Raw genomic sequence first — 10,416 nt, 5'->3', positions numbered from 1 at the left:
GCCGCATCGCCGTCGAAGAACCGGGGGGCAATCTCTTTCTCGAAAGCCCGGCGGGCGGCATCGGCGTCGAGATGAATCTGGCCGCCCAGAAAATTCTCCGGGTTGAGCACGCCGAGAAGAAGATCGGCATCGGTCACGGTGGGCGCCTCTCCGCCGGTGCCGTAGCAGGCCGGGCCCGGCACCGCGCCCGCCGAGCGGGGGCCGACGCGGAGGCGCCCCCCGTCCTCCCAGGCGATGGAGCCGCCCCCCGCCCCGATGGAGGAGACTTCGACCATGGGGACGTGAACGTGGTATTTCGTCAACACGGTTTCATCCGCCAGCTCCCATCTTCCTTCCTGGATGTGGGCGACCTTGAAGGTGGTTCCCCCCACATCGGTGGCGATGAGGTTCGGTTTTCCGAGTTCCTTCGAAAGCCGCGCGGCGCCGACTACGCCGACGGCCGGCCCGCTCTCCACCGTCTGGATGGGCATGACGCGATCGATCGGGGTCAGCCCGCCGTTGGATTGAACGATGAGCGGGGGCTGGCGGAGCCCCTCCTTGCGGAGCCGGTCGAGGAGCTGTTCGAGATACCCCTCCATCGCGCCCGCGACATAGGCGTTGAGGACGGCGGTGGCCGTCCGTTCGTACTCTCCGAGGCGACCCGACACCTCCGAGGAGAGGCTGACGGGGATTCCGGGGATCTCCTCGGCGGCCAGCGCCTTGATGCGTTTTTCGTGCACCGGGTTGCGGAACGACCAGAGCAGGCCGACGGCCAGCGCCTCGATCTTGTCCTCCCTGGCGAGGGAGCGGAGCGCGGCCCGGGCCTTCCCCTCATCGAGGGGGACGATGACTTCGCCCGTTGCGTCGATCCGCTCATCCATCTCGCGGATGCGCTTGCGGGGCACCAGGGGCTCCGGCTTGTCGGTGCGGCGGTAGTGGCGGCGCTCGGCGAGCGAGAGACCGGCCACCCGGCCAATTCCCCGCATGATGAGTATCTGATCGCCGAAGCCGCCGGTGGCGATCAGGCCGACGCGGGGGCCGGTGCGGGTCCAGAGCACGTTCGAGGTGACGGTGGTGCTGTGGGCGAGGAGCGAGGCGCCCGAGAGAAGCTCCCGGAGAGGGAGTCCGAGCTGCCGGGCCGCGTCCTCCAGCGCCGCCACGACGCCCTGGAGATAATCCCCGGGCGTGGAGGGCGATTTGGCCAAAATGGCGCGGCCGCCGTTCGGTCCGGTCACGGCGGCGTCGGTGAAGGTTCCGCCGATGTCAATGCCAATCTGGTACATCTTCCCATCCTGACGGATAAGGGCCCCTCGTGCGCGTGCCCGCCTGCAAAAAAGAATCGGATCGGATTCAGGGTTTATAAATCGAAATTACCATATATGCGTTCTCCCCGCATCTCGATGCGCGCGAGGGAGTGAAAACGGATAGAGCGGTGGCCGCGTCCGGGAATTCGCGCCATAATTCAGGCCGCGCGGAAGAATGACATTGGTTTCGATTTCGTTCGATGGGAGGTCATGAATGGCGGCGGAGGGGAGCGGCGCGCCCGGTGTGCTTGCGACCAGCGGGCGCCGGTGGCCGGGCAACAATACGGAGAAGGTCCTTCGCATCGCGCTGGAGGAACTGGAAAAATCGGCGCGGGTCGAGGTGGTCCGCGGTCTTCTCACGCAGGTCGGGCGCGGATGACTTCGTTTCTCGATCTTCCGGAAGGTGTCCGCATTGCCTACCAAAAGCGGCCGGGCCGCTCTCCGGGCCTTATCTTTTTCGGCGGCTTCCACTCGGACATGACCGGGATGAAGGCGACGGCGCTGGACGCCCATTGCGAAAGGACGAGCCGGGCGTTCGTGCGCTTCGACTACACGGGGCACGGCCAATCGTCCGGCAAGTTCGAGGAGGGGACCATCGGCCGCTGGGCGGCGGACGCGATCGCCGTCCTGGATGAGGTGGCGGAGGGGCCGCAGGTCATCGTGGGCTCGAGCATGGGCGGATGGATCATGCTGCTGGCCGCGCTGGCCCGGCCCGAACGGGCGGCCGCCCTCGTCGGGATCGCTGCCGCACCGGATTTCACCGAGGATCTGATCTGGGCTTCGCTTGGACCGGATGCGCGGAAGGAGATGGAGGAGAGGGGACAGTGGATACGCCCTTCCGCCTATGAGGAGACGCCCTATCCCATCATGATGCGGCTGATCGAAGAGGCCAGAGATCATCTTCTGCTGCGCGGGCCGATTCCGATCCGCTGTCCCGTGCGGCTTCTCCACGGCATGCGCGATGAGGATGTGCCCTGGGAGGTTTCGGGGCGGATCATGTCCTTGATCGAAAGCCAGGACGCCACGCTCACCCTCATCAAGGAGGGCGATCACCGCCTTTCGGAGCCCGCCGACATCGAACGCCTCTGCGCTGTGGTGGAGGCGCTTTGCGGCCAGGTGGAAAGCGGCGGCGGGCTATCCCGCTAGTTCACTATCTCTTTGTAAACAAATATATTATTTCTCCTTTTTCTTCTGACGCTCATTTTTTGTTGACGCGGCTCCGGGCGGAGCCGATCTTGGAAAAAGACCGGCCCCATGGGGCGCGGGTCGGCCATCTGCATTCTCACCGGGGGGTGCCGCCATGTTTCGACGAGAGATGGTCAAGAAGTTCCGGGACCATTTAATGGGATATCTCCACGGAACGGATTTGAACTACGAGCCCGCGCTCCGGTTCCTGATGAATCACGAACACGAAGTCTACGAGGAATTGGTGGCGAACAACGGATCGTTCCACCGTGGCGATCGCAATGCGGAGGCATGGAAGACGGTTTTTCAGGAATTGACGGCGGCGCTTTCCCCGATTCAGATTCAGCAGCTCCTCACGCGTCTTTCCCGCGATTTCATGAAGACCAACATCATGATCGAGGAGATGGCAGAGTCTCAGAAGATACTCGAACTCAAAACAGGAGGAGGGTGAGCAAAGGGAAAAGAATATCCGTTCTGTTTTAGGGCAGATGGAGTTTCGGGCCGGGAGCACCTCCCATGATCGAAAACCAGAAAGCCCGGCGCCCCGGAAGCGGTTTTAACCGTCCACCCTTCAAGGGTCCTCCGGTGGCATACCGGCAAGGTTTCAGGTGCTCCCGGTCTCCTTGTCTTTCAATCCCTCTTTTTTGAGTTGAACGGCGGAAATTTTTCATTGGGGCAGAAAAAAGACCGCTGGCGAGCGGCCAGCGGTCTTTTTGTATTTTTGGCTCCGGCGGTAGGATTCGAACCTACAACCTATCGGTTAACAGCCGATAGCTCTGCCATTGAGCTACGCCGGAATGTCGGTGTACGGGGATTCCTCTCCGCGCAGGGGAGCCTCTCCGAAATTCCCCGGTATTAAAGGGGCCGACCCTGGTATTGTCAAGATGGCGGGCCGCCATCAGAAGCCGTAGTAGCGCGGGTAGCCCTGGTTCTCCCAGAATCCGCCCAAATCCTCGTTGACAAAAAAGATGTAGCGGAGGTACTTGGCGCTTTTCCAGCCCACGTGGGTGGGGGCGGCGAGGCGAAGGGGGGCGCCGTGTTCGATGGAGAGTTTCTCCCCGTTGTACTCATAGGCGAGAACGTTCTGGGGATGAAGGGCCGATGAGAGATCGAAGGTGACGCCGTAGCGCTCCAAGCCTCGCGGGCCCTCCATCGCGTCATCGCAGAGAAAATAAACGTACCGGCTCTCGGGCCGGAGAGCGTGGCGGCTGATCAGTTCGCGGAGCGCGATCCCTTTCCAGTGGCAGATGGCGCTCCATCCCTCTACGCAGACGTGCTCGACGGTGAGGGAGAGCGGGGGCATCTGACGAACTTCTTCGAGGGTGTACTCGCGCGTCCAGTAGCGCTTCACCACCTTTCCCTTCTCCAGCCGCGCCTCGCCCACCGCGAGCCGCCATTCGGCCTCCGGCGTGTTAATCCGCTGTGCCCCCGGCGTGACGATCGAGCCGTTCGGCCGCATTTGCTCGGGCTGCACCGCCGAGCGCGGATAGGTGGGCGCCAGCCGGTGGGGGCTGTCGAGCATCCGCCCGACCCGGTGATTCCAGCGGTCGAACCAGCCGAGCACCTGCTGGGCGTAGGGGTTGCTGTCCAGCCGGGAGCATCCGACCAGGAACATCGCCGAGAGCAGCTGGAGGAACTTTCTCCGCGTGGGGGTGGATTTCCCTTTTGGATGGCTCACGGTTTTTCCTCCTCCGGCGGAGAGCGCAGGATTTTGAGGGCCAGGGGGGCCAGGAGCGGAATCACGAGCAAGGAAGAGGCCGCCAGGAGAATAATGGACCAGAGCGGCCACCCGAAGGAGAAGCGGGTTAGGCCGGCCGCCGGCCCGCTCAGCGCCCAGCCGCCCGCGATGGCGAAGGCGAGATTGAAGCAGAAGACGATGAGAAACATCCGCCCGACGAGGCGCCGTTTCTTGGCCATCCGTGTGGGAAGCGTGAATTCTCCGTTTTCGGATGTGTTCATCAAATCACCGTCCTTCGGTTTTGCGCGGCCTCGCGGGCCCGGCGGCGCCAGATGCGGACGGGCCCCAGTCGAAGCGTGGCGTAGAGCAGGATACCGAAAACCAGGGGCGAGGCTGTACCTCCGAAAATCGCGTTCAGGATGTCCGCCAGTAACCCTCCAAGCCAAAGCCCGCCCCCCGCAAGGATAATCTCGAAAAGAAGGCGTCCTGCCCGGCGCGCGAACAGGCGTTGCCGCTCGCGGAAAATTTCCCTCTCGGCTTTTATGCCCACGATCATGGGGGCGAGCCCCCGGCGCCAGCCGTGGGAGAGCACCATGATGAGGTGGCCTGCCGTGAAGACGGCCAAAAAGAGCATGACCAGAAAATGGAGGAAGCGGCTCGACTGATAACCCCCGAAAAGATAGGTCAGAAAGCCGAGCTGGACGCGCTTGTAGACGGCCAGCCCCGTCAGAACGGAAAGGATGCCGGCGAGTAGCACGAGGTTGTAGGCGATCTTCTGGATCGGGTTGAACTTACCCTCGCCCGGGGGATTGGAGAAGGTGTGAATCGGGCGGCGGATCATCCCGGCCGCTCCGCGGAAATCCTCCCTTCCGAGCCGGTAGTGTCCTCCCTCGGCGGTGAAAAGAAGGAGCAGGAGGTAGGCGAGGCCGTTCAGGGTGTAGGGCCACATGAGGGCGAAGTGCCATCTGAGCGCTCCCGCGAGCCAGCCGCCGATGCCGAACCAGCCCACAAGTCCCTGCGTGAACAGACGAAAATCAGAGCCGATGTTGATGCCGCGCGGATCGGCCGCGCCGGCCACACCGGCCATCGTGCGGTAGAGGGATTCGGGCTTGGGAAGGCCGGGGCCGAAGGCGGGATAGGCCCACCAGATCTGGAGGCCGCTCGCGATCATGAGCAGCAGGAGCGGGACGTTCAGCCAGTGCGTCAGCCGCAAGAGTGCGGAATAGGGGATCGCCGGCTTTCCGGCAGGGGCGGAAGCGGCGGGGCTCATTCGGCCAGAAGCTTCCGGATCATCGCTTCGGTCCGCTCATGGTTTCCCTCGCCGATGGTTTTGAAGCGGATGACGCCTTTTTTGTCGATCAGGTATTTGGTCGGCCAGTAGCGGTTCCCGTAGGCGTTCCAGTTCACATGATCGTTGTCCATGACGACGGGGTAGTTAACGCCGAGCCGGGCCATGGCTTGTTCCACATTCTTCCGGTTTTTCTCGAAGCTGAACTCGGGCGCGTGGTTCCCGATGACGACCAGCCCCTGTGTCATGTACCGCTCGTGCCACGAGAGGGTGACCGGGATCTCCCGGACGCAGTTGATTCACCCGAACGTCCACATTTTGATGAGCACGACCTTTCCGCGCAGATCGGCCAGCTTGAGCGGGGCGCTGTTCAACCAGGGGCCGGCGCGGAACTCGGGCGCCGTATCGCCTGCGGCGAGACCCGCCGCGCCCAAGGGGAACAGGGTGTAAATTGCCCACAAAGCCATCGCACCCGCGAGGGCGGCGAGCCACCTTTTGTTTTTCATCTTTTCCTTCTCCGCGGCCAAACAGACAGTTGCCCCATTATACGGGATTTTGCCGGCAATACTTCTCCCCGCCGCCGGGGATGCAAAGGGGCGGCGGGAAGGGTATATAGGGAATATTTCCGGGTGATTCCTGATGGCAGTTTCATCGAAAGAATGGGGTGAAAAAATGTCTGAAATGCAGGTACACAACTGGAACGAGATAGAGCCGCATCACAACAGTGGCCGGGTTCAGCGGGTGATTTCGGGGGAGAACATCACCGTTTTGCGCCAGACGATACCGGCGGGCACCCCGCTGCGGCCGCACAGCCATCCCCACGAGCAGATGACCATCGTCTTTGGCGGAAGGGCGCGCTTCACCTGCGAGGGCAAAAGCGTGGAGCTTGGCCCCGGAGGGATCGTCGTTCTTCCGCCGGACAAGGAGCACATGACCGAGAACATCGGGGACGGGGAGCTTGTCTGCGAGGAGATTTTCGCCCCCGTCCGCGAGGAACTCGCCCGGATGGCGGCGCCCTCGGCGCTATAACGAAATCCGGAAATTCGAAAGGGTGGAACGATGATACAGGGCTATTATTGGGACGAAGTTCCCGAGCATGAAGTGGATGGGCGGCACATACGCGTGGTGGGCGGCGTGAAGACAACGGTGATGCGCCAAATCTTCCCGGCGGACATGACCTTTGCTCTCAGGCACACGCATCATCAGGAACAGATCAGCACCGTGCTCAGAGGACGCGCCCGCTTTACCTGCGGGGACAAGAGCGTGGAGCTCGGCCCCGGGGGCACCGTCATCCTCCCCGCGAACATCGAGCATGAAACGGCGAAGGTGGGCGATGAGGAGATGGAGATCCAGGAGATCTTTGCTCCGGTTCACGAGAGGCTCGACAAGCTCGCGCCGCCGCACTAGTCCGGCTTGCGCAGGAAGCTTCGCCAGGCATCCCAGTAGAGCGGCCCGCCGGCCAGATAGGTGTCGTTGTGCCCCGCCCCTTTGATACGGAAGAAGCGCTTCGGGGCGGGCGCAATCTCGAAAAGGCGCTCTCCATGCGCGAAGGGAACGATGCCGTCCGCATCCCCGTGGAGAATGAAGATCGGCATCTTGACCCGGGGCAAGAGCGCGCGATTGTCGAATTTTTGCGAAACGATCCATCCCACCGGCAGGACGGGAAAAACCTTCTGCGCCATCTCGAGCAGGCTCAGGAAGGGGCTCTCGAGAATGAGTCCCCGAGCGGCGGCGCCCTCCGCCGCCAGCTTCACGGTGACGGCGGCGCCGAGGGAGCGGCCGAACAGGAATATCCGCTCGGGCGGCACCCGGGTCTTCAGCCAGGCGTAGGCCGCCCGTCCGTCGGCGTAGAGTCCTTCCTCGCCCGGCCTTCCCGCGCTCTTGCCGTATCCCCGGTAGTCGAAGAGGAACATGCCCGCTCCCGTCTCGCGGCGGATCATGGCGGCGTTCTCCGAGCGGTGCGAGATGTTGCCGGCGTTGCCGTGCGCCCAGAGGAGGACCGGGCCCTCCACCTCGGCCGGGGGGATGAACCAGCCGTGGAGATCGGTGCCATCGGCCGCGCGGAAGCGGACTTCCTCGAAGGGAATCTTGTAGAGGGCGGGGGAGAGGTCGAGGTCCCTCCGGGGATGATAGAGAAAGAAGTTTTCGATGAAGCCGAGAAATCCGGACAAAATCAGCACCGCGGGAAGGAGAAAAAGATAACGCGCGCGCGAGTTGCGCTGCCGCACGGGAGCCGCCTCTCTAGGGCCCGGCCAGAAGCCGCCGGTGTTCGACCTTGATGCACAGATCCTGCACCACCTCGATGCCCGCCGCTTCGAGCTTCCGGGCGCTTTCTTCATGGAAAATCCCCAGCTGCATCCAGACGAGGCTGGGGCGGGGGCTCATCCGGAGGACGCCCTCGGCCACCCGGGGGATGAACTGGTTCCGGCGGAAGACGTTCACGATGTCGATCGGCTCCTCCAGATCGGCGAGGCGGCCCCGGGCGGTCTCCCCGAGAACTGTGTCCGCGTTCGGGTTGACGGGAAAAATCCGGTAGCCCGCCTCCTGGAGATAGGCGCCGATGCGGTGGCTCGTCCGGTGCATCCGGGGCGAGAGGCCCACGACGGCGATGTTCCGGGCGGCGGCGAGCCGCTCGCGCAAGCGCTCATCGGGAGGGTTCATCGAAGCTCCTTTGGCCGGAATTGGGCCGGGCCGCCTTGAAATCATCATAACATAACCCTTTGGGCGGAATGCGTTTCCGGCCCCCGGCCGCGATTGTCTCTCGCGAACGGGGGCCGTAAAATCGCTCTCTCCTGCATATGGGCGAGCCATCGAAGGGGAGCGAAATGGCGATTTGGGATGATGTGATTCCCGCGGAAGACAAGGCGATGCTCGACAAGTACCGCGGCGCGAAGGAGGTGGGCTTCGGCGAGCGCCCGGCGCTGCTCATCGTTGATATGAGCTACGCCTTCGTGGACGACCGGTTCAGCAGCGGCTACTCGAAAACGGGAGTCCCCTGCGCGGAGAACATCGCCACCCTCCTTGAGACGGCACGCGAGCGGGGCATTCCCGTCTACTATTCGACGAACGATGACCGGGGCTCCTCCCAGCTGATGGGGAACTGGAAGAGCCGGGGAGCGCGGGCGGTGGAAGAGGATGGGGATGGGCTTCCATATGCGCACGACATCTATCCCGCGGTCGCCCCGCGGGATGGCGAGACGGTGCTCATCAAGTCGAAGCCGAGCGTCTTTTACGGGACTCAGCTGGCCGGACTTTTGATATACAGCCAGATAGATACGGTGATCGTCACCGGAATGAGCACGAGCGGCTGCGTGCGCGGCTCGGTGCTGGATGCTTTCAACCTCAACTTCAAGGTGATCGTGCCCGAGGAGTGCGTGGCCGATCGGGCGCAGATGTCCCACAAGGTGAATCTCTTCGACATGCACATGAAATATGCGGACGTGCTCCCGATGGCGCGCGTGGCGGACTATCTCAGGGGGCTCGAATAGACCCGTTACTTGAAGGGTGTTTTCATGGCTGAAACCGCGATCATCGAAATTTTTCACGAATACCACTGACCCTGGGCCTACATGGCCGCGGCGCGGCTGGACAAGGTGTGGCCCGAGTTCGAGGGGAAGGTGGCACTCAGGTACCGGGCGTTTCCGCTGGAGGTAATCAACGGGCGTCCGGCGCCCCGCCACATCGTGGATCAGGAGTGGCCCCTGATCGCCGTGCAGGAGCCGCTTTCGCCCTGCAAGGGCTGGCCGCACGAGGAGTACGTGCGGACGACACTGCCGCTCTATGAAGCCTATGTGAGCGCCTACGGGCAGGACCCGGAGAAGGCGCGGGTCTACGATCTGAAGCTCCGGAAGGGATTCTACTGGGAGGGGCGCCGCATCGACGAGCGGGAGGTGATTCTCGAGATCGCGGTCGAAGCCGGCCTCGATCCGGCGCCGATCGGGGCCGATCTCGGCAGCGGGAAATACAGGGAAAACACGATGGACGACTACCGTGAGGCCATGCGCCTTCGGGATGAGGAAGACGTCCTAATGACGAGCCCGACGCTGTTTCTTCCCTCGGGCGAAATTTTTCATAATCCCTTCGCCTCGGAGAAAAAATTCGAGGATGGGAAGCTGACCGAGGTGCTTCCGCCCGCCCGCTACGGTGAGGATGTCTACGAAGGATACCGGGAGATTCTGCGGAAGGCCGTTTCCTGACAGCAAATATCTCGGGGTGTTGGTCCGGAGGAGATCATGGCTGAAGAAAAAATCGAAGGCATCTACTACGAAGAAAAAACAATGACGGGCGGCCTGCACGCGAACGTCCGCTACTGGGCCCGCGAGGATGGCGATGTCGTCATCCTCGAATACCTCAAACTCACTGGTACTTCGACCGGGATGGAAGCCGAAAAGTTGACGCGGGAAGCTTTCGAGAAGCGCTTCACCAAGGAAGAGTCCAAGGAAGAGGAAGTGAAGAAAACTCCCGAGGAGGAGCACGCCAGCAAGCTTGCCCGCCAGGGACAGATTCACCTGGAGAAAAAAGAGTACTTCAGCGCCCAGTACGAGTTTCAGAATGCGCTCAAGGTGGATGGGACCCATGTACAGGCCAGCTTTGGCTTGGGACAGGCATACCTTGAGTCCGGGGATGTCGAAAAAGCGAAGGAAATTTTCGACCAGTTGGGCGATAACACCAAGCTCTACGAGAAAGAAAACAAGCACACACTGAACGATCTGGGCATCGTCCTGCGGAAGCAGCAGATGTACGATGCGGCCATCAGCAACTACCGGAAAGCCATCGAGATCGACGCAAAGGACCCGGTCCTGTACTTCAATCTGGGCCGCGCCTTCTGGCACAAGGGAAACCGGGGCGACGCCCTCGATAATCTGCGGGAGTCCATCAAACTCGATCCGGATTTCGAGCACGCGAAAGAGTTCATGCAGATGGTGGAGAAGAAGAAGTGAGTCTTCCCCGCCCGGATGCGCGTCTGTCCCCCCCCCCCGGGG

General features: G+C 62.5%; 16 protein-coding genes and 1 tRNA gene. 8 read left to right on the top strand and 9 right to left on the bottom strand.

Annotated elements, in window-relative coordinates:
* Positions 1-1,262: hydantoinase/oxoprolinase family protein (locus tag O2807_06285; protein ID MDA1000109.1), on the bottom strand; the 1,262-nt coding region annotated here is incomplete at its 3' end.
* A gap of 235 nt (positions 1,263-1,497) precedes the next feature.
* Between O2807_06285 and O2807_06280 the strand changes: the two genes are divergently transcribed.
* The 3 genes from O2807_06280 (at position 1,498) to O2807_06270 (ending at position 2,919) form a co-directional block, all read left to right on the top strand.
* Positions 1,498-1,662, top strand: coding sequence for a hypothetical protein (locus tag O2807_06280; protein MDA1000108.1), 165 nt, complete (start codon positions 1,498-1,500; stop codon positions 1,660-1,662).
* The gene (locus O2807_06275) at positions 1,659-2,429 is read left to right on the top strand and encodes an alpha/beta hydrolase (protein MDA1000107.1); all 771 of its coding nucleotides are present in this window, start codon (positions 1,659-1,661) and stop codon (positions 2,427-2,429) included. Before O2807_06280 ends, O2807_06275 begins: the two co-directional genes overlap by 4 nt.
* Before the next feature lie 154 nt (positions 2,430-2,583).
* The gene (locus tag O2807_06270) at positions 2,584-2,919 is read left to right on the top strand and encodes a hypothetical protein (GenBank protein MDA1000106.1); all 336 of its coding nucleotides are present in this window, start codon (positions 2,584-2,586) and stop codon (positions 2,917-2,919) included.
* A gap of 271 nt (positions 2,920-3,190) precedes the next feature.
* Here the strand turns inward: O2807_06270 and O2807_06265 are convergent.
* From O2807_06265 to O2807_06240, 6 genes are all read right to left on the bottom strand, one after another.
* Positions 3,191-3,265: transfer RNA gene (locus O2807_06265), tRNA-Asn, on the bottom strand.
* 101 nt (positions 3,266-3,366) lie between these two features.
* Positions 3,367-4,146: a molybdopterin-dependent oxidoreductase gene (locus tag O2807_06260; protein MDA1000105.1), complete on the bottom strand. Its 780-nt coding sequence runs from the start codon at positions 4,144-4,146 to the stop codon at positions 3,367-3,369.
* A complete protein-coding gene (locus O2807_06255; protein ID MDA1000104.1) occupies positions 4,143-4,427 on the bottom strand; it encodes a hypothetical protein in 285 nt (94 codons plus the stop codon). The genes O2807_06260 and O2807_06255 overlap by 4 nt, the downstream gene beginning before the upstream one ends.
* A complete protein-coding gene (locus tag O2807_06250) occupies positions 4,427-5,416 on the bottom strand; it encodes a cytochrome b/b6 domain-containing protein (protein MDA1000103.1) in 990 nt (329 codons plus the stop codon). Before O2807_06250 ends, O2807_06255 begins: the two co-directional genes overlap by 1 nt.
* Positions 5,413-5,715 (bottom strand): hypothetical protein, encoded by a 303-nt coding sequence (locus O2807_06245; protein MDA1000102.1) that lies wholly within the window; start codon positions 5,713-5,715, stop codon positions 5,413-5,415. Before O2807_06245 ends, O2807_06250 begins: the two co-directional genes overlap by 4 nt.
* An 18-nt stretch (positions 5,716-5,733) precedes the next feature.
* A complete protein-coding gene (locus tag O2807_06240) occupies positions 5,734-5,940 on the bottom strand; it encodes a hypothetical protein (protein ID MDA1000101.1) in 207 nt (68 codons plus the stop codon).
* Between the two features lie 166 nt (positions 5,941-6,106).
* Here O2807_06240 and O2807_06235 point away from each other — a divergent pair, with 166 nt between their 5' ends.
* Together O2807_06235 and O2807_06230 are read left to right on the top strand one after the other, a co-directional pair.
* On the top strand, positions 6,107-6,463 hold the full coding sequence (locus O2807_06235) for a cupin domain-containing protein (protein ID MDA1000100.1): 357 nt from the start codon (positions 6,107-6,109) through the stop codon (positions 6,461-6,463).
* A 30-nt stretch (positions 6,464-6,493) separates the two neighbouring features.
* Positions 6,494-6,841 (top strand): cupin domain-containing protein, encoded by a 348-nt coding sequence (locus O2807_06230; protein ID MDA1000099.1) that lies wholly within the window; start codon positions 6,494-6,496, stop codon positions 6,839-6,841.
* On the opposite strand, the gene O2807_06225 is transcribed toward O2807_06230, so the two are convergent.
* Both O2807_06225 and O2807_06220 read right to left on the bottom strand, forming a co-directional pair.
* Positions 6,838-7,662: an alpha/beta hydrolase gene (locus O2807_06225; protein ID MDA1000098.1), complete on the bottom strand. Its 825-nt coding sequence runs from the start codon at positions 7,660-7,662 to the stop codon at positions 6,838-6,840. The two genes, O2807_06230 and O2807_06225, sit on opposite strands and share 4 nt — an antisense overlap.
* A gap of 13 nt (positions 7,663-7,675) precedes the next feature.
* Positions 7,676-8,095: a CoA-binding protein gene (locus O2807_06220; protein ID MDA1000097.1), complete on the bottom strand. Its 420-nt coding sequence runs from the start codon at positions 8,093-8,095 to the stop codon at positions 7,676-7,678.
* Positions 8,096-8,259: 164 nt separating this feature from the next.
* On the opposite strand from O2807_06220, the gene O2807_06215 reads away from it, so the two are divergent.
* The 3 genes from O2807_06215 (at position 8,260) to O2807_06205 (ending at position 10,374) form a co-directional block, all read left to right on the top strand.
* Complete coding sequence (locus O2807_06215; protein MDA1000096.1) at positions 8,260-8,922, top strand: isochorismatase family protein; 663 nt, start codon at positions 8,260-8,262, stop codon at positions 8,920-8,922.
* A gap of 81 nt (positions 8,923-9,003) precedes the next feature.
* Positions 9,004-9,630, top strand: a complete 627-nt coding sequence (locus O2807_06210) for a hypothetical protein (protein MDA1000095.1) — start codon at positions 9,004-9,006, stop codon at positions 9,628-9,630.
* A 36-nt stretch (positions 9,631-9,666) separates the two neighbouring features.
* Entirely contained in the window at positions 9,667-10,374 is a 708-nt protein-coding gene (locus O2807_06205) for a tetratricopeptide repeat protein (protein MDA1000094.1), read from the top strand.
* Positions 10,375-10,416 lie beyond the last annotated feature (42 nt).

It is taken from the genome of bacterium, from assembly GCA_027622355.1.
Classification (GTDB): Bacteria; UBA8248; UBA8248; order UBA8248; family UBA8248; genus JAQBZT01.
Note: the sequence above shows the minus strand (reverse complement) of the source record. Positions and strands in the feature narration are given on the sequence as shown.